Here is a 21,430-nt window from a genome sequence, read left to right as displayed (position 1 = left end):
ATGCCAGTGCGCCTGCGGCGGTGGCACGAGGTCGATACGCCACACCGGCGCGCCGGCGCTGCCGGGATTGAGCAGGACGCGACCGGCCAGGCTCCAGTCCAGCGGCTCCGGTGCCTGCAGCGCCGGCGCCGACGCCGCCACGCCGGTGAGCGCGGACAGTTGCCATTGCCACTGCGCCAGTGCCTGCGGATCGGCGTTGTCCACTTCCAGTGGCGGGAACAGCGCCTGTGCGCCCTGCGCGTCCAGCCAGTGCTGCACCTCCCGCGAGAAGCCGCAGAACTGCGGGTACTGGCGATCGCCCAGGCCGAGCATGGCGTAGCGCAGCTCCGGCAGTGCCTGCGCCTGGCGCAGCACGCGGCGCACGAAGCCGCGCGCCGCGTCCGGCGGTTCGCCGTCGCCGAAGGTGCTGACCACGAACAGCGCGCGCTGGCTGCCGCGCAGTTGGGCCAGGTCCAGCTGCGCCAGCGAACGCACCTCCACCGCCAGCCCGGCGGCCTGCAATTGCGCGGCGGTCTGCCAGGCCAGGCGCTCGGCCAGGCCGCTCTGGCTGGCAAAGCCCACCAGCCAGGCGCCGGCGGCATCGCCGACCAGCCCCGGCAGCGCGCGGCGCGCGGCGCGCAATGCGCGCTTCTTGCGCCGGCGGTCCAGGTACAGCATCCAGCCGGTGACGAAGAACAGCGACATGCACAGGCTCGCCAGCAGCATCGCCACGCGCCCGGGCAGGCCGAAGAAGCTGCCGCTGTGCAGCGCGAACATGCTGGTCAGCAGGCGCCGGCCCAGCGGTTGCTGCCGATACTCCAGGTGGCGCAGGACGCGGCCACTGGCCGGATCGACCTCCACGCTGTCGTAGGCACGGTCGTGCGCCGGATCGGGCGGCAGGTAGCGGGCCACGATCGGCTGGCCGCTGCGGCCGGGCAGGCGCAGGTCCAGGTAGGCGCGCTGCGCGGCCGGCACGGTGGCGAGGGCCGCCTGCAGCCGCGCGTAGTCCACTGCGGGTGGCTTTCCGCCACGACCGCCCTCCTTCTCCTTGGGCGCGGCATCGCCGCCGAGCATCGCCACCAGCCCCTGCCGGTACCAGTCGTAGGACCAGTACAGCCCGGTCGCGGCGATCAGCAGGTACACCAGCAGACACCAGGTGCCGATCACCGAGTGCAGGCTCCACAGGAAGCTGCGTCCCTGCCGGTTCCACTCCACCGCCCACCAGGCGCGCCAGCTCCACCAGCGCCGCGGCCAGCGCAGGTACAGGCCGGACAGGCAGAAGAAGATCAGCACGAAGGCGCAAACCCCGGTGACCGCCTTGCCGCGCTCGCCGGCGGCCAGGCGCCGGTGCAGGTCTTCGACGAAGGAGAAGAACCCATCCAGGCGCGGCGCCGGCAGCACCGCGCCGGTGTAGGGGTCGAAGTACAGGCGGCCGCCGTCGCGGCCCGGCAGGCGCACCGCGGACGGCCGCGTGCCGGTCGGATCGATCAACACGCGGTTGCTGCGGTGCGCCCCTTCCAGGTCCAGGCGCCGCGCCAGCTCGGCCAGCGGCAGCGGCTGCTCGCCGGCGGCATGACGCGCGGCGATGGCGGCCAGCGGCGGATTGGCCAGGCGCACGATCTCGTCCTCGAAGGCGAGCGTGGCCCCGCTCAGGCCCATCACCGACAGCACCAGCCCGGCGCTGATGCCGAGCAGCCAGTGCAGCTGGAACAACAAGGACTTGATCACGTCGGCGCGGTGCGGGACAGGGCGGTCGCGCATTGTAAATGAGAACGCTTATCGCATGCGATTGATCCGTCGCCGCGCGACGTCTACCGCCAAACGTGACCCACGGCGCAGTTGCCATTTGCGGCACATCCAGCGGTCACCCGACAGACATCGAATCTCGCCAGTTTCTTCACCTCCCCTGACCAGCCGAGGTTCCTGCAATGTCCGTCTCCCTGCGCGGTTGTCTTGCCCTGCTTGCGCTGTTCGCCGCCCAGGCGGCAAGCGCCGCCACCAGCTGTCCCACGCTCTACGCCGGCGGCAAGGCGCCGACGCTCGACGCGTCGATCACCAGCCGCACCACCGAGGTCTGCCATACCGAATACGTGCTGATGGCCTCCGGCGTGACCAAGGGTCCGCTGTACTCGGCCGAGCACATCACCGACCAGCAGGTCGCCGGCGCCGAATCGATCGGCCGCGTCGGCTCCTTCCACGACGAGACCGGCATCCCGGCCGCCGACCGCTCGCATACCTCGGACTACACCAACTCCGGCTTCGACCGCGGCCACATGACCCCGGCCGGCGATGCCTCGACCACCAACTCGGAGAAGGAAACCTTCTCGATGGCCAACGTGGTCCCGCAGGACCACAAGCTCAACACCGGCGAGTGGGCGCGGATCGAAGAGCAGGTGCGTCAGCTGGCCAAGCAGCGCGGCGAGGTCTATGTGGTCACCGGCCCGGCCTTCGACAGCGGCACGCGCAGCAGCATCGGCGCCGACCACGTGCAGATCCCGGACTACGTGTGGAAGGCGGTGTACGAACCGGGCAACGGCGCGGCCGCCTACATGTGCGTCAACGACAGCACCATCAACTGCGACGTGGTGTCGATCAACGACGTCATCACCATGTCCGGCGTGGATCCGTTCCCGGCGATCAGCGCCAGCATGAAGGCCAACCCGATCGCGCTGACGCTGCCGTAAGCGGGGATTCGGGAGTGGGGAGTCGGGATTGGTAAAAGCGTCCTGACATCCCTGCCCGGTTTGGGCGGCCGGCGGCGCGTGTGCGCCGGCCGGCCGCCATCGCACGCGCGCGCGCCTCAGGCGGTGTGCGCGGTCATGGACTCGACCAGGGCCGAGAACACGGCACTGCAGGCGGCGCTGCCGCGCACGTCCTGGTGCATCACGATCCAGCTCTCCAGGCCGACGCGCACCTGCTGCGGCAGCACCGGCAGCAGCGCCGGCGTGCGCCGCGCCAGCGCGACCTGGCAGAAACCGATGCCGCAGCCGGCGCGCAGCAAGGCCAGTTGCGCCAGGTCGCTGTCGGCGCGCAACGCGAACGCCTCGCGCCGCCACGGCGGCAGCGCACTGCGGGCGGCGCGCAGGAACGGCGTTTCCGTATCGAAGCCGATCAGCGCGTGCTGCGGCAGTTCCTCCAGCGCCTGCGGCAGACCATGCCGGTCCACATAGTCCTGGTGCGCGAACAGCGCCACCGCCACCTCGCCGACCCGGCGCGCGACCAGCACGTCCTGGGTGGGCCGGGTCATGCGTACCGCCACGTCGGCCTCGCGGTGCAGCAGGTCCTGCACCCGGTTGCTCAACACCAGTTCCAGCCGCAGGTGCGGATGCGCGCGGCGCAAGGCCGCCAGCACCGGCGGCAGCACTTCCGCGCCGATCACCTCGCTGGCGGCGATGCGCACCGTGCCGCGCACCGCATCGCCGTGGCGGCCCGCCGCGCGCTGCAGCGACGCGGCCAGGCTGCCCATCGCCTGCGCATACCCGCGCAAGGCCAGGGCGGCATCGGTGGGCAGCAGGCCGGTCTGCGAGCGCACGAACAGCGGCACCGCCAGCGCCTGTTCCAGCGCCGCCACGTGACGGCCGACCGTGGGCTGGGTCAGCCCCAGCGCGCGTGCCGCCGCCGACAACGAGCCCTCCTCCAGCACCGCCAGGAAGGAGCGGTAGAGTTCCCAGCCGATCGTATTGTCCATACAGAAATGTATAGCTGGTCGGCGTTCTTCGCCAATTTTCTTCTGTGGCACCCGCACCGAGACTGAGCGCCGACCCCGACGGAGCGCTGCCATGTCCTCTTCTTCTTCCACGGCCCTGGTGCTGGGCGCCAGCGGCGGCATCGGCGGCGAACTGGCGCGGCAGATGCGCGACGCCGGCTGGCAGGTGCGCGCCCTGCAGCGCGGCCTCGCCCACCCCAGCGTGGCGCGCGACGGCATCCACTGGCACCGCGGCGATGCGCTGCGACAGGCCGACGTGCGGCAGGCGGCCAAGGGCTGTGCGGTGATCGTGCATGCGGTGAATCCGCCTGGCTACCGGCGCTGGTCGGAGCTGGTGCTGCCGATGATCGACAACACCGTCGCCGCGGCCATCGCCGAGCGCGCCACCGTGGTGCTGCCGGGCACGGTCTACAACTACGGCCCGGACGCCTATCCGGCGCCAGACGAAGACGCGCCACAGGCCCCGGTCACCCGCAAGGGCGCGATCCGGGTGGAAATGGAGCGGCGCCTGCAGGCCGCGACCGCACGAGGCGCATGCGCCATCGTGGTGCGCGCCGGCGACTTCTTCGGCCCGCGCGTGGGCAACAGCTGGTTCGCGCAGGGGCTGGTGCGACGGGGACGGCCGGTCACGACGGTGACCCTGCCGGGCGATCCAGGTGTCGGCCACCAATGGGCCTACGTGCCGGACGTGGCGCGGACCATGCTGGCGCTGCTGCAACAGCGCACGCGCCTGCCGGCGTTCGCCCGCCTGCACATGGACGGGCACTGGGACGCCGACGGCACACAGATGGCCGCCGCGATCGCGCGGGTGGCGCAGCGCCATGGCCTGGCGCCGCCGCGCACGCGCCGCTTCCCGTGGCCGCTGCTGACCCTGGCCCAGCCATTCTGGCCGCTGGCGCGCGAACTGCACGAGATGCGCCCGCTGTGGCGGCACCCGCTGCGCATGCGCAATGCGCGGCTGCTGGAACTGCTCGGCGAAGAACCGCATACGCCGCTGGACGTGGCGGTGGAGGCGACGCTGCAGGGGCTGGGCTGTCTGCCGGCGGCGACACCATCGACATGACGCCGATGTGTGCGTAGGCGCGGCTGACGCCGCGCCTACGAAGATCCACGCAAATGGATCGCAAGATCGCCGCCTGTACAGGAGCGACTTCAGGGCACCTCGAATGACGCATCATTGCCACGGCTCGGCATGATGTCCTGTCTCGATGGCAGGAGCGGCTCGAACCGCTCCTCCGAATGGCCTTCGCCGCTGCTGGAGGTGCACTTCAGTCGCGACAGGGCCTTCCGGAGAAAAGCGTCGCGACGGCGGTGTCTCTGACAGCCAGGCACCGGCTCAGCGCGCCTCGCGCAGCCAGCGCGCCACCTGCGGCGCGAAATAGGTCAGCACGCCGTCGGCGCCGGCGCGCTTGAACGCCATCAGCGACTCCAGCACGCAGGCGCGCTCGTCCAGCCAGCCGTTGCCGATCGCTGCCTTGAGCATCGCGTACTCGCCGCTGACCTGGTAGGCGAAGGTCGGCACGCGGAATTCGTCCTTCACCCGCCGCACCACGTCCAGGTAGGGCATGCCGGGCTTGACCATCACCATGTCCGCACCTTCTTCCAGGTCCAGCGCGATCTCGCGCAGGGCCTCGTCGCCGTTGGCCGGATCCATCTGATAGGTGGTCTTGTCGGCCTTGCCGAGGTTGCCGGCGCTGCCCACCGCCTCGCGGAACGGCCCGTAGAAGGCCGAGGCGTACTTGGCCGAGTAGGCCATGATGCGCACGTGCAGATGTTCGTCGGCATCCAGCGCGCGGCGGATCGCGCCGATGCGGCCGTCCATCATGTCCGACGGCGAGACGATGTCCACGCCGGCCTGCGCATGCGACAGCGATTGCCGCACCAGCGCCTCGACGGTGATGTCGTTGAGCACGTAGCCGCGGTCGTCGATGATGCCGTCCTGGCCGTGGCTGGTGTACGGATCCAGCGCCACGTCGGTCATCACGCCCAGCTCCGGGAAGCGCATCTTCAGCGCGCGCACCGCGCGTTGCGCCAGGCCGTCCGGGTTCCAGGCCTCGGCCGCGTCCAGCGACTTGCCGGCCGGGTCGATCACCGGGAACAGGTCGATCACCGGGATGCCCAGTTCCAGCGCGGCCTCGGCCTCTTTCAGCAGTTCTTCGATCGACAGCCGCTCCACGCCCGGCATGGACGCGATCGGGGTGCGCCCGGGCACGTCGTGCACGAACACCGGCCAGATCAGGTCGTCGACGGTGAGGGTGTGTTCGCGCATCAGGCGGCGCGAAAAGGCATCGCGGCGCATGCGCCGGGGGCGATAGTGGGGATGGGCCACGTGCAGGCTCCTGGGTGGGCGGATGTTGGGAGGCCGCGCCAGTCGCGCGGCCGATGCCGCCAGGCACCGCAGGCCGCGCCGCCGGCACCGGCGTGAACGCAAGGCGGCCCGCGCGCGGGCGCCGTCGGCTGGGCATGTTACTCCCGCCGGCACGGCGCGCAGCGCGGAATGCTGCAACACAGCATGCCGGTCGCCCGGCACGCAGGTCAGATCACCCCGCCGCCCAGGCTCAACCGGATCACCCCGACCACGATCACCAGCGCATTGAGCATCAGGCCGGTCTTGGCGCGGCCGCGGTTGGGCGCCGCGGTGAACAGCAGCCCGATCGCGGCGATCAGCGCGCCGACCGCGGCGAACGGGATCAGGAACCAGTTGCCCCAGCCGAGCAGCGGGATGAAGGCCAGGATCATCCACAGCAACGCCACGATGCCCCACAGCAGACTGATCAGGCCCATGCCGGCCTCCGTGCGAATGTCAGCCTGCACCATAGCGCGCGGCGAACGCCAGGCAACCCAACTCTTGGCACGGGGATCACGGCGGCCCTGCGAGGGTGCGACAGCGGCGGGTTCGGCACGATTCACCCGGCCCGCCTATGATCGCGTGAGATCCGAACACGGGGGTAAGGCCATGAACATCCGACCGCTGTTGCCGCTGGCGCTGCTGCTGGCCCTGGCCGGCTGCGCCAGTTCCTCGAAAGTGATGGTCGGCGCGGCGCGCCCGCCGATCGACCCGGCACTGGTGCAGATCTACTCCGCGCCGCCGCCGGGGGCGGTGGATATCGCCCAGCTCGAAGCCTCCAGCGCGGCCGGCTTCGGCACCCAGGGCCAGACCGACGCGGCCGTGGACCGGCTCAAGCGCGACGCGGCCAAGCTCGGCGCCAACGGCGTGGTGCTGATGGGCGTGGGCTCGCAGCGCTCCGGCGGCGGCCTGTCGGTCGGCGCGGGCAGCTACGGCGGCCACGTCGGCGGCGGCCTGGGCATCGGTATCCCCACCACGCAGAAACGTGCCGCCGGCATGGCGATCTGGGTGCCGCCGGGGGCGCAGGCGCCAGCTGCGCCAGCGGGACGCTGAAACCGCGCCACCGGGCAGGCGTGCAGCGGCGACGTGCTCTGCGCGCCGGCCTGCCTGCATCCAGGCACTGCAACATTGCTACGTTATGGTCCACCCGCTTGAAAGGCGGACGGTCCCGCTTGGCTGCGAACCGCAGGCATTCCGCTCACGTGGGTAGGGAATGCATGAACTGGATCGCCTTCATGCAGCAGAGAACCCTTTTCGTCTTCATCCATGAAGAGAGCCCATGAAGCGCTGGATATGGATTTCCGCTGCTTGTTTGCTGTCGTTTCACGCCACCGCCGCAACGGTCTACCAGAAGCTCGTGTGCCGCGACAATGATCCGTTCGTGTTCTGTACCCAAGGTTGCAAGGGTGTCGACAAGAACTGGAGCCCGGTCGATCCGATCAGTGGCACATGGCGAGCGGACCCAGGCTACTGTTTGAAGCCGAGTCCGGTCCGCTGCTGCAAGCGCGGTTCGCAGTGCGGTGCATGGACGCCCACCGCGATCGCCGCGGTGAAGCAATACGAGGAAATCTGTCCGGCAGCCGCCAAACAAGGCAACTGGACGGATCCTAGTCGGCGCCCGGAAAGCGTGCCGTACGAGCACTGAGGGCCGTACCGCTGCGCTTTCGCGCAGCGATGCGATGGCCCTCACTTGCGCTGCGACGGCACGAACGCCTCGTCCACCGCCGCGGCCAGCTGGTCCGGGGGCAACAGCCCCTGGTCCAGCAGGAAGTTGTTGAACTTCAGGCGGTCGAACCTGGCGCCCAGCGCCAGTTCGGTGCGCATGCGCAGTTCCAGGATGCGGCTGTAGCCGTAGAAGTAGCTGCCGGCCTGGCCGGGCGCGCGCACCATGTAGCGGTCCAGTTCCTGCCGCGCCATCGCCGGCGACAGGCCGACGTCGTTCTCCAGCACCAGGCGCGCCCGCTCGCGGTCGATCAGGCCGAGATTGAGCATCGGGTCGAGCATGGCCCGCGCCGCGCGCAGCAGGCGGAACTGCAAGGCGATCAACTGTCCGTCCAGCGGCTCGTACGGCACCATCTCGGCCTCGGCGTACAGCGCCCAGCCTTCGACGTTGACCGAGTTGAACGCGAACAGGCTGCGCGCCAGCGACACGCCGCGCTCGACCATGGCAGTGAACTGCAGTTCGTGGCCGGGTCGGCCTTCGTGCGCGCTCAGCGTCCACGCCGCCGCGCCGAAGTTGAAATCATCGTAGTGCTCGCCCTTGCCGGCGCTGTCCGGATTGCCCAGTGGCAGCACGAAGGTGCCCTGCTCGCCGGTGTTGCCGACCAGCGGCGCCGGGCGGAAATGCGGCGCCGGTTGCGCGGCGCTTTCCGCCGGCGAGCCCAGGCGCATCTGCATCGGCCGCTGCGGCACGTCGACGATGCGCTGCTGGCGGATGACCGGATCGATGCGGTCGATGACGCTGCGGTAGTGGGCTTCGAGCTTGTCGTCGGCAATGGTGTCGCGCTTGAGCGCGCGCAGCACCGTGCGGTAGTCGCGGGCGTCGTCGCCGCGCAGGCCCTTGGCCGCGGCCACCAGTGGCGCCAGTTGCTGCATCGCCGCGCGGGTTTCCATGAATTCCAGCTGCGCGCGCTGCATCAGCACCTGCGGTGCGATGTCGATGCCGACCTGCTTGAGCTGGAACGCATACAGCTCGGGCGGCAGGCGCGCATCCTCGCGCGCCTGCGGCAGCACCACCGTGCGCGTCCACGTGGCGTAGTCCTGGAACTGCTTGTCCAGCGCCGCCAGCGCCGCATCCGCGCCGGTGATCTTGTACTCGGCGAACAGCGCGCGAATGCCCTTGGCATAGGTATCGACGTTGCTCAAGGCCTGCTCGACCTCGCGCCTGGTCGGCTGCAGGAGGTTGCCGTCGGCACGCTTCTCTTCGTAGCGTTGCCGCGCCAGCAGCAGGATCGAGGTGCTGCCCGGCGCCAGGCCGACGTAGCGCTGCAGCCGCAGCAGCGCCTTGGCGCGGCGCGCCGCCGGCACCTGCTCGGACAACAGGTTGTTGATGCCGCCGAACACGTGCTGCGGCGCGTCGGTCCATGGCAGCAAGAAACGCTCGTTGAGCATGCTGCCCTCGATGGATTGGTCGGCGGCGTGGATCAGGATCGCCAGATCCTGGCGCACGTTCGGATCGCGCTCCACCTGCAGTTTTTCCTGAAGCGTGCGGCGCGCGGCAGCGGTCGCCTCGCGGAAACGCCGCGCGTTGTCGGGCCCGAAATCGGAGACCTGGTCGTCGAATCCCGGCACGCCGAAGAAGCTCACTTCCTCGGCCTGGAACGGCGCCTGCGCCTGCAGCAGGATCTGCGCGAACGCATTGCTGCGCTCCACCCAGGCCGGCGCGTGCTTGGCCGACGCGGCCGCCGGTGCGGCCGCCGCGTCCATCGCCGAAAACGGCAAAGGCGCCGCCAGTGCCAGGGTCAGGGCGATGGCGAGGACACGTGGCTTCATGGCATAGCTCCGACAGAATGATGTCAGGACCGTACGCGGCGCGTGCCGGCTCGGCCATCTGCCGGAGGTCATGGCCGCCGCCACGCCGCGGTGCAGCATGCGGATGAAGACTACGCCGCCGCGTTCGCGCAGATGCTGTGCCGGCAGCAGAGGCGCGCGATTGCAGGACATGGCGGTGCGATCGCGCATCCCCATGGCGCCACCCACGCACCACGCGACGCGATGAGCGGCAGAAGGTTCGCCACCTCGCTACTTCGTCGCGTCGGCCTCTGCCGGCGTGGCACTGTCGTCGACGTCTGTGGCGGGCACCGGCGGCGCCTCGACCGCCATCCCGTCCGCCTCTTCGTCCTCGTCCTCGGCATCCTGCCCGAGCGCATCGAGCAGCGGGATCGCTTCACCCGCATCCGGCAAGACCTGCAAGGTGGTGTAGTGCCACTCGCCCGCGTGGCGCTCGGCTTCGATGTACAGGGTGCCGTTGGCGCGGCTGCCGTGCAGCGACACGCTCAGCTCGGCATTGCCACTGCCGCCGCCGCTGCTGTTGAAGCTGCCGCTGGGCATGATGCCGTCCTTGATCGGCGCGCCCAGCGCAGCCGCCACGCGCGGGTCATGTTGCGCGGCCATCACACCGACCCGGTACGGCTCGGACGACTTGGTGACGCGCGCGATGCCGAGCACGAACACCGCGATCGACGCCAGCAGCAGGGCGCCGAGCACCAGCACGATCAGCGGCACCGCCCACTTCCAATGACGCGCCCACCAGCCGCGCTTGGCCGGTGGCAGCGCCGTGGTGGAGGTGGGACCGGGCGTGCCGGGCAGCGGTGGCGGACTCGACATGACGTCACTCCTTGTCGTGCGGAAGCGGGAAGGTGGAAGCGGAACGGCGCACTCAGGGCTTGAGGCAGCGCGCCAGGAAGGCTTCGGTGGTGCGATAGCGGTGCAGCGCGTTGCTGCCGGACAGGCCGTGCTTGGCGCCCGGATAGGTCATCAGCTCGAACAGCTTGCCGCGCTTCTGCAGTTCGCTCATCAGCGAGGTGGAATTGGTGAACAGCACGTTGTCGTCGGCCATGCCGTGCAGCAGCAGCAGTTGCGAGGTCAGCCCGTCCAGGTGCGCGGCCACGCGGCTGTCGCGGTAGCCATCGGGATTGGCCTTGGGCAGGTTCATGTAGCGCTCGGTGTAGTGGCTGTCGTACAGACCCCAGTCGGTCACCGGCGCGCCGGCGGCGCCGCAGGCATAGGCCTCGCTGTGCTTGGCCAGCAGCATCAGGGTCATGTAGCCGCCGTTGGACCAGCCGTACACGCCGATACGCGCCGCATCCACCCACGGCTGCGCCTTCAGCCAGGCCACGCCGCGCAACTGGTCGTCCACTTCCACGGTGCCCTGGTGCTGGTACAGCGCACCACCGAAATCGCGGCCGCGGCGCGGCGTGCCGCGGTTGTCCAGCGAGAACACCACATAGCCGTGCTGCGCCAGGTACTGGTCGAACAGCGCATCGCCGCGGCCGGGCCAGCCGTCGACCACGGTCTGCGCGGCCGGACCGCCGTACACATAGACCACCACCGGGTAGCGCTTGCCCGGGTCGAATCCGTCCGGCTTCATCAGCCGGTAGTGCAGCTGGGTCTTGCCGTCGGCGGCGGTCAGGGAGCCGAACTCGACCGGACGCTGCGCCTCACGGTAGGCCGCATACGGGTGTTGCGGATCGGCCAGGTCGTTGACCAGCAGGGTGGCGATCTTTTCGCCGTTGGCGCGGAACAGCTCGATCTGCGGCGGCGTGGTGGTGTTGGACCAACTGTCGACATACACGCTGGCGTTCTTGGCGAAGCTGGCGGCATGCGTGCCATTGGGCTTGGACAGCTGCGCGATGGCACCGCCGGCCAGCGGCACCGCGTAAATCTGCGTCTGCGTCGGCGACGCCTTGGTCGCGGAAAAATAGACCTTGCCGGCCGCCTCGTCCACCGCGAGCAGTTCGTCCACCACCCACTCGCCCTGGGTCAGCGGGCGCAGCGTGCGGCCGTCTTCCGAAGCCAGGTACAGGTGTTCGTAGCCGCTACGCTCCGAGCCCCAGACGAAACGTCCGTCCTTGAGGAAGTGCAGGTCGTAGGTGAGCGGCACCCAGGTCGGGCTGGTCTCGGTGATCAGCAGGCGCTGCTTGCCGGTGGCCAGGGTCGCCTCGATCAGCTCCAGGCGCTTCTGGTCGCGCGACTGGCGCTGGAAGGTCAGCCGTTGCGGATCGCGCCAGTCCACCCGCGCCAGGTAGATGTCCGGGTTCTTGCCCAGGTCGATCCACTGCGGTTGCGCGCCGGCGCGCGGCGCGATGGTGCCGAGCTGGATCTTGACGTTGGGCTGGCCGGCCTGCGGATAGCGCTGCTCCACCACCTCGGTGTGGTCGGCGTAGACCTCCGGGCGCTTCTGCACCGGCACCTCGGTTTCGTCGATGCGCGCGAAGGCGATCGCCGAGTCGTCCGGCGCCCACCAGTAGCCGGTGTGGCGATCCATCTCCTCGTCGGCGACGAACTCGGCCACACCGTTGCCGATGGTCTCGCTGCCGTCGCGGGTGAGCTGGTGCTGCTGGCCGCTGGCCAGGTCGATCACCCACAGGTTGCGCCCGCGCACGAAGCTGACGTAGCCGCCCTTGGGCGAGATCTTGGGATCGGTGACGAAACCTTCGCCGTGGGTGAGCTTGCGCACCGCGGCGCTGCCGGTCTTGCTCAGGTCGTACAGGTACAGCTCGCCGCCGAGCGGGAACAGCAGCGCATGCGCGTCCGGCGCCCACTGGTACTCGACGATGCCGGTGTAGGCGGCGATGCGCTGGCGCTCGCGGCGCGCCTTCTCCTCGTCGCTCAGGGTCTCGGTGCCGGGCAGCACCAGCTTGGAATCCACCAGCATGCGGGTCTGGCCGCTGGCGATGTCGTATTCCCAAAGGTCCAGTTGGTTGCGGTCGCTGTCCTTGCCGCGCAGGAAGGTCACCCGCGAGCCGTCCGGCGCCACCTTGGGCTTCATCAGGGTCGGCCCGGACAGCGGCTTGCTGCCGGTGATGGCCTCCAGGGTCAGTTTCTCGGCGTGGGCGGGAACGATGGGGGTGGCGAGCATGAGGGCGAGAGCGGCGAACAGAGAGCGCATGAAGGTTCCTGATGGAGCACCGAGCGCACGGATGATGCGCGTGCGCCCGGGATTTGAGAAGCGCGCCGGCTCAGCGCTGTCCAAACAGGTGCTTGCGCTCGGCGTCGCTGAGCGGCTTGCCCGCGTTCGGGTTCACCTGCTCCTTCAAGGCGTAGGCGCGCTGGGTGGCCGGGCGCGCGGCGATGGCCTCGTGCCAGCGCTTGAGGTGCGGGAAGGCGGCGTAGTCGGGAGTCAGCCCGTTGTACACCTCGATCCACGGGTAGCTGGCCATGTCGGCGATGCCGTAGTCGTCGCCGGCCAGGTAGGCGCTGTGCGCCAGACGCTTGTCCAGCACCCCGTGCAGGCGCCGCACCTCGTTGCCGTAGCGTTCGATCGCATAGCCGATCTTCTCCGGCGCGTAGACGTTGAAATGCCCCATCTGCCCGGTCATCGGGCCGAGCCCGGCCATCTGCCAGAACAGCCATTCCAGCGCGAGCACGCGCCCGCGCGGATCGGCCGGGAGGAAGCGGCCGGTCTTCTCGGCCAGATACAGCAGGATCGCGCCGGATTCGAACACGCTCTGCGGCGCGCCGCCGTCGGCCGGGGCATGGTCGACGATGGCCGGCATCTTGTTGTTCGGCGAGATCGCCAGGAAGTCGGGCGCGAACTGCTCGCCGGCGCCGATGTTGACCGGCTTGAGCGTGTAGTCCAGCCCGGCTTCCTCGAGGAACAGGGTGACCTTGTGGCCATTGGGGGTGGGCCAGTAGTACAGATCAATCATGGCGGCGTTCCTGGACAGGGGATCCCGAGTGTAGCGGCGGCCCCCGGCTTGGCAGCGTCATCGCCGGCCGGGTACCCTGGCCGCTCCCGCAACGCAGCATTCCAGACCACGCCATGACTCCAGAGCGGCCCCGCCTGCATCCCCTGTCCAACCTGATCTTCGCCTCGCGCTGGCTGCAGTTGCCGCTGTACCTGGGACTGATCGTGGCCCAGGGCGTCTACGTGTTCCTGTTCGGCAAGGAGCTGTGGCACCTGATCCACGAGGCGCCGAGCCTGGGCGAGCAGCAGATCATGCTGATCGTGCTCGGCCTGATCGACGTGGTGATGATCTCCAACCTGCTGGTGATGGTGATCGTCGGCGGCTACGAGACCTTCGTGTCGCGGCTGGGCCTGGAAGGCCATCCGGACCAGCCGGAGTGGCTGAGCCATGTCAACGCCAGCGTGCTCAAGGTCAAGCTGGCGCTGTCGATCATCGGCATCTCCTCGATCCACCTGCTCAAGACCTTCATCGCGGTCGGCGCGCTCGGCGGCATGCCGATGTGCTCGCCGGAACAGCTGGCCAGCGCCGTGGGGACGGTGGACCTGAAGAGCTGCGCGACGCTGACCGCCACCGGCGTGCTGTGGCAGACCATCATCCATGGCATCTTCATCCTGTCGGCGATCGGCATCGCCTGGACCGACCGGATCATGTCCGCGTCCGCGCCGGCGCGGCCGGCGCATTGACCGGCGCGCGCCGCGTCACGCTTTTTGCCGCATGGCAGCGGCTGCCACGCACGCGGCGGCCGCGGATGCTAGATTGACCGATGGGGTGCGCTGGCGGCATGGGGGCCGCAGCACCGCGAACGCACCGCCGTCGCATCGTTGATTGCCAACACCGGGGATTCAGGGGGACGCATGTCGCAACTCACCACACTCGCCAAGGCGCGCCGGGTCGCGCCGATCCTGTTGCTGGCCGCGCTGGCGGCCTGCTCCAAGCAGGAAGAGGCCGCACCACCCAGCGCTGCACCGGCCACCGCCGCGGCCAACGCACCGGCACCGCCGGCGGTCTCGGCCAAGGTGCAGTCGATGGGCACCGAACAATTGCACGACTCGGCCAGCCAGGCGCTGCGCGAGAACCGCATGTATGCACCGGCCGGCAACAACGCGGTCGAGTACTACCTAGCGTTGCGCGACAAGCAGCCGGACGACGCCGGGGTCAAGAGCGCGCTGACCGACCTGATGCCGTACACGCTGATCGCCGCCGAACAGAGCATCAACCGCGAGGACTTCCCGGAAGCCCAGCGCCTGATCGGCCTGATCGAGAAGATGGATCCGCAGGCGCCGGCGCTGCCGCGGCTCAAGCAGGGCGTGAGCAAGGGCATGGAGGCCGTGGCCCAGCGCAGCCAGGACGAGACCGACAAGGCCAAGAAGGACGCCGAGCAGAAGGCCAAGCTGGCAGCCGAGCAGCAGAAGCAGGCGCAGCAGCAGGCCAGCGAGGCGCAGGCGGCGCAGCAGATCGCCGCACAGCAGGAGGCCGCGCGCCGCGAGAGCGCACGCCAGGAGGCCGAACGCCAGGCCGCCGCGCGCCCCGCCACGCCCGCCGCCACCACGCAACCGACGCCGGCACCGGCAGCAGCCCCCGCGGCCGCGCCGGCCGCTGCCGCCACCGCACAGACGCTGCGCCCGATCAGCACCCCGGCGCCGCGCTATCCGCCCGAAGCACTGCGCTCGGGTACCGCGGGCGAAGTGCTGGTGGAGATCACCGTCGGCACCGACGGCGCGGTCACCAATGCCCGCGTGCTGCGCTCCACGCCGCCGCGGGTGTTCGACCGCGAGGCGTTGAACGCCACCAAGCGCTGGCGCTTCGAACCGGTCGGCGCGCCGGTGACCACCCGCCGCACGCTGGCGTTCAATCCCGGCGGCTGAGCCCATCAATGACACCTGCGTGCCCGGCAGCGGCCGGGCGCGCAGAGAACGCTCAGGCGCAACACCGCGCCGACCGCAACACGTCGACCAGCGCGATCAGGACGTCGGTGTCATGCCAGCACTGCGCGCGGAGACGCCGAAGCGCCCCTTGCGCCAGGCCATCCAGGTCGCGATCGCGCCCACCACCGTGCACACCAGCAAGCCGGGCAGCGAGGCCTCCGGACCGAACGCGCCACCGCTCAACCATTCCGGCACCCCGGCCTGCGCCGTGCTGCGCGCGATCGCCGGCCCCATGTCGGTCCCCGATACCGCCGCGCCGAACAGATAGCCCTGGGTGAAGTTCCAGGCCGCATGCACGCCGATGGAGACCCAGAGCCGGCCGCTGAGCACGTAGAACGCACCCAGCATGACGCCCGCCTCCACCGCGATGCACAACGCGGCGAACACGCTCGCGTTCGGATTGCCGAGGTGGGCGAGGCCGAACAGCAGCGCCGACAGCGCGAACGCCAACCATGGCCCGAACGCGCGCCACAGCAGCCGCAACAGGATCGCGCGCAGCATCAGTTCTTCCACCACGCCGGCCTGCAACGCCTTTCCGAGCGGCGCCCACACCGGCGCCGCCCCGGTCCAGCGGATCGTGTAGACGCCGAACGCCGCCATGATCGCCATCACCGCCGCGAACATGGCCGCGCCCAACAGCAGCCCCACGCCCAACTGCAAGGGCGCGGCGCGCCAGGCGAGTTCCGCCGGCCAGCGCCACTCGCCCAGGCGCACCGCGATTGCGTAGAACACGGCGGCCGTCAGCGCCGTCAGCGCCGTCGCATACGGCGCGAGCCGATCCGCGCCCGGCGGAAGCAGCCTGGCGCACAGCAGCGGCACCGCCGTCGCCACGACGATCATCAGCGCCAGCAACGCGATCGCCCAGAGCAGCGCCCGCAGCCAGCGCACCCTTCCGGGCTGCAGGATGCGCGCCTCGCCCAGCACCAGCAGGCGCCCGGCGCCGGCCGCCATCATTGCTGGGGCATCGTGTGGATCTGGAGACATGCAAAGGCTCGCTGCGGAGGAAGCATCGGCAGGACGGGCAACGCCGCTGCGCGCAGCGAGTGTGCATCACGATCGCGTTTCCTGCGCGGCTCCGCGACGACGGGCGTGCAGCGCGCGGACCCGGCCCGCGCGCTGCCTCCTGCTCAGCTGGAGATCGCCAGCTGTTCCTGGCGGTAGCGGCGCACCGCCGCCAGCCACAGCACCGCGGCCAGGCCGAAACCGGTGAGCAGGTACACCGCCCAGATCTGCGGATCGATCGTCTCGCGGCGGATGATCTTCATCAGCATCTGGTTCTGCGCCAGGAACGGCACCGCGAACTGCCACAGCGTGGTCTTCAGCGGATACACCATCAACGCATAGCCCGGCAGCATCGGCAGCAGCATCAGCCAGGTCATGTGGCTCTGCGCTTCCTTCATGCTCTTGGCCGCGGCCGCCAGATAGGTCAGCAGCGAGGTGCCGATGAACAGCATCGGCAGCAGCACGAACAGCATCTGCAACATGGCCACGAAGCTGACGTTGAGCTGGCGGCCGATGCCGCTGGCCACCTGCGCGCTGAGCTTGAACGCGAGCAGGGTCAGCAGCAGCGAGACCAGGCCGACCACGCAGGCCGCGGCGATCTTGCCGCTGACGATGGCGCTGCGCGAGGCCGGCGTGGCCAGCAGCGGCTCCAGCGATTGCCGCTCGCGTTCGCCGGCAGTGGCGTCGAGGATCAGGTACGCGCCGCCGATGAACGAGGTGATGGTCAGCAGCACCGGCAGCAGCATCGCCAGCAACGCGCCACGCTTGGCCTCGGGCGTGGCCAGGTCCTGCAGTGCCACATCCAGCGGCCGCGACACCTGCGAATCGATGCCGCGCGCCAGCAGGCGCAAGGCCCCGACCTGCTGGCCGTACATGCCCAGCGCGGCCTGCACCCGCTGGGTCGGGATGTCGGCATCGCGGCGGGTGCTGTCCTTGATGATCTCCACCAGCGCCGGGCGCCCTTCGTGCCAGGCGTTGGCGTAGTCCTCGTCGATCTTCAGCGCAAGATCCACGTCCTGGCTGCGGATCGCCCCGGTCAGGTCCTTCGGCGGCGCGACCGCGTTCAAGCCCTGCGCGGCAAGGAAGGCCACCAGGTTCGGCGCGCGTTCGCGGCCGATCACCGGAATGTCCAGCGGCTTGTCGATCTGGGTGCGCACGCGGCTCTCGGCCAATGCGCCCATGCCCAGGATCAACGCCGGATACAGCAGCGGCCCGAGCAGCAAGGCCAGCGCCAGGGTGCGGCGATCGCGCGAGAGGTCGCGCAATTCCTTGCGCATCACGGTGAATACGGTACGGAGCAGGCTCATGCGTGCAGTCCCTCGTCGCTGCCGATCGCCTTGACGAAGGCGTCTTCCAGATTGGGTTCGCCGGTCAGGGCGCGCAGTTCATCGGCGGTACCGGCGGCCACCACCGTGCCCTTGGCGATGATGACGATGCGATCGCACAGCGCCGCCACTTCCTGCATGATGTGGCTGGAGAAGATCACGCAACGCCCTTCCTCGCGCAGCTCGCGCAGGAAGCCGCGCAATGCGCGCGTGGTCATCACGTCCAGGCCGTTGGTGGGTTCGTCCAGGATCACGTTGCGCGGGTCGTGGACCAGCGCGCGGGCGATCGCGGTCTTGGTGCGCTGGCCCTGGCTGAAGCCCTCGGTCTGGCGGTCGAGGATGTCGTCCATGTCCAGCGCCTTCGACAGCAACCGGGTGCGCTCGGCGATGCGTGCCGCCGACAGCCCGTGCAGCTCGCCGAAGTAGGCGATGTTCTCGCGCGCGGTCAGCCGCTTGTAGACGCCACGCGCATCCGGCAGCACGCCCAGCGCGCGCCGCACCGCCATCGGATCCTGGCCCACGTCCACGCCGTCCACGCGCACCTGGCCCTGGTCCGGCGCCATCAGCGTGTACAGCATGCGCAAGGTGGTGGTCTTGCCGGCGCCATTGGGACCGAGCAGGCCGGTGATCTGGCCGTCGGCGGCCTGGAAGCTGACCCCTTGCACCGCCTGCACGGCGCCGGCGCGGGTCTTGAATGCCTTGTGCAGATTGTCGGCGACGATCATGCGTGCCCCTCCCTGTCGAACGCTGCGCAGCTCATGGTTCCCATCCGTTGAATGAAGTGAAGGCCGGCACGCCGCTCATCGCGTCCAGGCAGGTGGCATCGAGGTGCTTGGCATCGGCGGTCTCGAAGAACTGGCCGAGCAGCTTGGGCATGCAGCCCAGGGTCATGGTGCCGTGGCCCTGGCCACGCACCACTAGGTGGCGGCCGTTGGGCAGGCCCTTGAGCACGCGCTCGGCATAGCGTGGCGGCGTCACCGGATCCAGCTGACCGGAGGTCAGCAGCACCGGCAAGGTCGAGGTGAACGGCGCGGTGAAGTCGGCCGGGCGGGTGCCGGTGGGCCACACCGGGCAGGGCGCGAAGAACATCTGCGCCACTTCCGGACCGAGCAGCGTGTCGTGCGTCTGCGGGGCGCGATAGCGGTCGGCGTCCTCGGCGCAGATCACCGACCACTGCATGCCGCGATTCATCTGCCCGTCCAGTTGCCCGCCCATCATCTTTGCCAGCGACATCAGCGGCCCGTAGCGGCCGTTGGCCGCTTCGTCCAGCACCAGCGGCAGCAGCGACGCGGTCTGCGGCGCGTAGGAGAACGAGAACGCCAGGCTGGTGACGGTGTCGGCGGTGACCCGGTCGTGGCGGCTCTGGCCGCTGGCCGGATCGCGGTAGTCCACTTCCACCGGCGCCTGCCGCAGCCGCTCCACCACTGCGCGCAACTGCGTGCGGGTATCGGTGGGAAAGCGCTTGGCGCAAGCCGGATCGGCCTTGCACTGCTCGGCCTGCAGGGCGATCGCATCCTCGAAGGTGGTGGCGAACTCGCCGCCGACCACCAGGTCGTTCGGCGCCACGCCATCGATGACCACGCTGCGCACGTGCGGCGCGTAGCGGCGCGCGTACTGCTGGGCGACGCGGGTGCCGTAGGAGCCGCCGATCAGATTGATCTTGTCCACCCCCAGCGCGGCGCGCACCGCATCCAGATCGCCGATCGCCTGGGTGGTGGTGTAGTAGCGCGGATCGGCGCGGCCCTGCAGCGACTGCGCGCAGCGGCGGGCGTAGTCGACCAGTTCGGCGGCGGTGGGCGCGCGCGCCGGATCGGCCAGCGGCATCTCCTTGCCGTCCGGTCCCAGGCAGCTCAGCGGATTGGACTGGCCGGTGCCGCGCTGGTCGATCAGGAACACGTCGCGGCGCTTGCGGGTCTCGCGCAGCGCCATGTCGACGATGCTGGCGACCTGGGTAGCGGCCTGGCCGGGACCGCCGGCGAGGAAGAACACCGGATCCGGGTCGCTGCCGCCCTCGCCGGTGACCGGCAGCCAGGCGATGTTGAGTTCGATCTTGCGGCCGTTCGGCGCCGCCGAATTCTCCGCCACCGCCATGCGCGCGCACTGCGCCGGCACGTTGTTGGAGGCCACCGGATTGGTCAGCGTGCACGGGTGGAAGCGCAGCGCGCCGTAGCTGCGCTCGGACGTCTGCGGCGTCGGTGCCTGGGCCGCCTGGCAGGCGGCGAGCAACAGGGTGGCCGCCGCGATGGCGAACGGCCGGGAGGGGTGTCGCATGGTTCGCATCCTTGAGTTCATGGCTTGCAGAATGCCATGCCGGAACATGGCGTCGTCGGTGCCCGGTGGGGCATGGAACGGAGTACGCGGTTACTCGCCTTCATCGAACAGGAACACCTGCTCGATGCTGTGCGCGAACAGCCGCGCGATACGGAACGCCAGCGGCAGGCTCGGATCGTACTTGCCGGTCTCCAGCGCATTGATGGTCTGTCGCGACACGCCCAGCCGCTCGCCCAGTTCGCCCTGCGACCAGCCCTGCGCCTCGCGCAATTCGCGGATGCGGCTGTTCATTGGTAGCGGCGCGCGTTCGCGACCTTGACCACCCCATAGGTCATGCACAGCGCGGGAAACACCCACAGCATCGCGCTCGAGGCCGGCACCGCGATGACCTGCGCCGCCTGCAGGAAGCCGGCGGCCATGTAGACGCCACAGGTCAACCCGGCGGCGATGGCGATGGACTCCAGCTCGATGCGCCGCTGCAGTTCGTCGGAGTCGCGCACGAAACGCGCCACCGCGCGAATCACCAGCGCCAACGTCAATGCCGGCAGCAGTGCGACCACCACGCGCAGCCAGTGCGCGTCGACGCTGTCGAGCAGGCGCTTCCAGAACAGCATCACCACCACGTAGGCGCCCATCGGCGGAAAGAACTCGCGGTAGTAGCGCCGTGCCAGCGCCCGCGGCGCGCTGTCGGCCAGGCTGCCCCGCGACCACCACAGCAGCAGCGCCATGAACAGGCCGCCGATGCCGACGCCCATGCATACCCCACGCAGATAGTCGCTGCCGCCGAGCGGCAGCCAGGCCCCCACCGCCAGCAGCGCCAGACTCACGCACAGCACCACGATCGCGTTGCGCCTGCAGTTGCCCATCATCTGTCCCCGATACTCAGCCGATCCCCGATCCGGCACCCTCGCGGCTGCCGCGTATGCCGTGCCGACCTTCCCCCTGTCAAGCACGCTTGACAGCAGAATGCGCGCAGCGGGAACGCCTGTCAAGCGTCCTTTACAGACAGAATGGAGGCACCGCCGGGCTAGCCGGCTTCCGGTGTCGGACGACACTCATCCCCTTCGGGGTGTCTTCTCCCCAGAGAGAAGAGAGACGTCACAGCCCCTCTCCTGCCGGGAGAGGGGCTGGGGTGAGGGTAAGGGCGCGAAGCTCCACGCTGACCCATGCATGCGAGGCTGCGACCGTACCCTCATCCGCCCCTTCGGGGCACCTTCTCCCGAAGGGAGAAGGAAGACGAGCCCCTCTCCCGCCGGGAGAGGGGTTGGGGTGAGGGTACGGGCGCGAAGCGCGCTCGACGCTTCGGAAACACGCAGCTTCGCCCTGGACGGACCTGCAAGTGAAGCGGTCGCGGCTGAAGCCGCGCCTACGCGGGATGTCCGGCGCCGACAGCGGCCGTTACTTGCTGCTGACGTACTTCTCGCGGCGGATGTGCTGCACCGGCAGGCCAGCCTCCTTCAGCGCTT

The 21,430-nt window shown here is 69.7% G+C and carries 20 protein-coding genes; 6 read left to right on the top strand and 14 right to left on the bottom strand.

The annotated features are described in order from the left end of the window. The coding region (locus CEK65_RS09520; protein ID WP_152181562.1) for a PepSY domain-containing protein at window positions 1-1,707 on the bottom strand (1,707 nt) is incomplete at its 3' end. A gap of 200 nt (window positions 1,708-1,907) precedes the next feature. Here CEK65_RS09520 and CEK65_RS09515 point away from each other — a divergent pair. Continuing rightward, complete coding sequence (locus CEK65_RS09515) at window positions 1,908-2,663, top strand: DNA/RNA non-specific endonuclease (protein WP_017909707.1); 756 nt, start codon at window positions 1,908-1,910, stop codon at window positions 2,661-2,663. 116 nt (window positions 2,664-2,779) lie between these two features. Here CEK65_RS09515 and CEK65_RS09510 read toward each other — a convergent pair whose 3' ends face one another. Next, the gene (locus CEK65_RS09510; protein WP_152181560.1) at window positions 2,780-3,667 is read right to left on the bottom strand and encodes a LysR family transcriptional regulator; all 888 of its coding nucleotides are present in this window, start codon (window positions 3,665-3,667) and stop codon (window positions 2,780-2,782) included. Between the two features lie 91 nt (window positions 3,668-3,758). Here CEK65_RS09510 and CEK65_RS09505 point away from each other — a divergent pair, with 91 nt between their 5' ends. Next, the gene (locus CEK65_RS09505; protein ID WP_193314742.1) at window positions 3,759-4,748 is read left to right on the top strand and encodes an NAD-dependent epimerase/dehydratase family protein; all 990 of its coding nucleotides are present in this window, start codon (window positions 3,759-3,761) and stop codon (window positions 4,746-4,748) included. A gap of 273 nt (window positions 4,749-5,021) precedes the next feature. Here CEK65_RS09505 and hemB read toward each other — a convergent pair whose 3' ends face one another. Next, a complete protein-coding gene (hemB, locus tag CEK65_RS09500) occupies window positions 5,022-6,014 on the bottom strand; it encodes a porphobilinogen synthase (RefSeq protein WP_152181559.1) in 993 nt (330 codons plus the stop codon). A 206-nt stretch (window positions 6,015-6,220) separates the two neighbouring features. After that, a complete protein-coding gene (locus CEK65_RS09495; RefSeq protein ID WP_010340624.1) occupies window positions 6,221-6,469 on the bottom strand; it encodes a hypothetical protein in 249 nt (82 codons plus the stop codon). A gap of 172 nt (window positions 6,470-6,641) precedes the next feature. Between CEK65_RS09495 and CEK65_RS09490 the strand changes: the two genes are divergently transcribed. Then, window positions 6,642-7,085, top strand: coding sequence for a hypothetical protein (locus tag CEK65_RS09490; protein ID WP_152181558.1), 444 nt, complete (start codon window positions 6,642-6,644; stop codon window positions 7,083-7,085). A gap of 226 nt (window positions 7,086-7,311) precedes the next feature. Beyond that, window positions 7,312-7,677 (top strand): hypothetical protein, encoded by a 366-nt coding sequence (locus tag CEK65_RS09485; protein ID WP_152181557.1) that lies wholly within the window; start codon window positions 7,312-7,314, stop codon window positions 7,675-7,677. Between the two features lie 41 nt (window positions 7,678-7,718). Here CEK65_RS09485 and CEK65_RS09480 read toward each other — a convergent pair whose 3' ends face one another. The 4 genes from CEK65_RS09480 to CEK65_RS09465 form a co-directional block, all read right to left on the bottom strand. Next, on the bottom strand, window positions 7,719-9,524 hold the full coding sequence (locus CEK65_RS09480; RefSeq protein WP_152181556.1) for a DUF885 domain-containing protein: 1,806 nt from the start codon (window positions 9,522-9,524) through the stop codon (window positions 7,719-7,721). Window positions 9,525-9,773: 249 nt separating this feature from the next. Next, a complete protein-coding gene (locus CEK65_RS09475) occupies window positions 9,774-10,358 on the bottom strand; it encodes a cytochrome c oxidase assembly factor Coa1 family protein (RefSeq protein WP_152181555.1) in 585 nt (194 codons plus the stop codon). Window positions 10,359-10,410: 52 nt separating this feature from the next. Then, window positions 10,411-12,642, bottom strand: a complete 2,232-nt coding sequence (locus CEK65_RS09470; RefSeq protein WP_152181554.1) for a S9 family peptidase — start codon at window positions 12,640-12,642, stop codon at window positions 10,411-10,413. Window positions 12,643-12,712: 70 nt separating this feature from the next. Beyond that, a complete protein-coding gene (locus CEK65_RS09465) occupies window positions 12,713-13,402 on the bottom strand; it encodes a glutathione binding-like protein (RefSeq protein ID WP_017908502.1) in 690 nt (229 codons plus the stop codon). Between the two features lie 113 nt (window positions 13,403-13,515). Here CEK65_RS09465 and CEK65_RS09460 point away from each other — a divergent pair, with 113 nt between their 5' ends. Together CEK65_RS09460 and CEK65_RS09455 are read left to right on the top strand one after the other, a co-directional pair. Continuing rightward, a complete protein-coding gene (locus CEK65_RS09460) occupies window positions 13,516-14,124 on the top strand; it encodes a TIGR00645 family protein (RefSeq protein WP_017908501.1) in 609 nt (202 codons plus the stop codon). A gap of 171 nt (window positions 14,125-14,295) precedes the next feature. Next, a complete protein-coding gene (locus tag CEK65_RS09455) occupies window positions 14,296-15,306 on the top strand; it encodes an energy transducer TonB (RefSeq protein ID WP_152181553.1) in 1,011 nt (336 codons plus the stop codon). A 96-nt stretch (window positions 15,307-15,402) separates the two neighbouring features. Here CEK65_RS09455 and CEK65_RS09450 read toward each other — a convergent pair whose 3' ends face one another. The 6 genes from CEK65_RS09450 to CEK65_RS09425 form a co-directional block, all read right to left on the bottom strand. Next, the gene (locus CEK65_RS09450; RefSeq protein WP_152181552.1) at window positions 15,403-16,320 is read right to left on the bottom strand and encodes a CPBP family intramembrane glutamic endopeptidase; all 918 of its coding nucleotides are present in this window, start codon (window positions 16,318-16,320) and stop codon (window positions 15,403-15,405) included. A 173-nt stretch (window positions 16,321-16,493) separates the two neighbouring features. After that, on the bottom strand, window positions 16,494-17,675 hold the full coding sequence (locus CEK65_RS09445) for an ABC transporter permease (protein ID WP_152181551.1): 1,182 nt from the start codon (window positions 17,673-17,675) through the stop codon (window positions 16,494-16,496). Beyond that, window positions 17,672-18,418, bottom strand: coding sequence for an ATP-binding cassette domain-containing protein (locus tag CEK65_RS09440; RefSeq protein WP_017908432.1), 747 nt, complete (start codon window positions 18,416-18,418; stop codon window positions 17,672-17,674). The genes CEK65_RS09445 and CEK65_RS09440 overlap by 4 nt, the downstream gene beginning before the upstream one ends. Before the next feature lie 31 nt (window positions 18,419-18,449). Continuing rightward, complete coding sequence (locus CEK65_RS09435; RefSeq protein WP_152181550.1) at window positions 18,450-19,964, bottom strand: alpha/beta fold hydrolase; 1,515 nt, start codon at window positions 19,962-19,964, stop codon at window positions 18,450-18,452. A gap of 90 nt (window positions 19,965-20,054) precedes the next feature. Then, window positions 20,055-20,255: a helix-turn-helix transcriptional regulator gene (locus CEK65_RS09430; RefSeq protein WP_152181549.1), complete on the bottom strand. Its 201-nt coding sequence runs from the start codon at window positions 20,253-20,255 to the stop codon at window positions 20,055-20,057. Next, on the bottom strand, window positions 20,252-20,830 hold the full coding sequence (locus CEK65_RS09425) for a hypothetical protein (protein ID WP_152247285.1): 579 nt from the start codon (window positions 20,828-20,830) through the stop codon (window positions 20,252-20,254). The genes CEK65_RS09430 and CEK65_RS09425 overlap by 4 nt, the downstream gene beginning before the upstream one ends. Between the last annotated feature and the right edge of the window lie 600 nt (window positions 20,831-21,430).

It is taken from the genome of Xanthomonas sp. LMG 12459, assembly GCF_009192905.1.
GTDB classification, from domain to species: Bacteria; Pseudomonadota; Gammaproteobacteria; order Xanthomonadales; family Xanthomonadaceae; genus Xanthomonas_A; species Xanthomonas_A sontii.
This window is presented reverse-complemented; position numbering and strand designations above follow the sequence as displayed.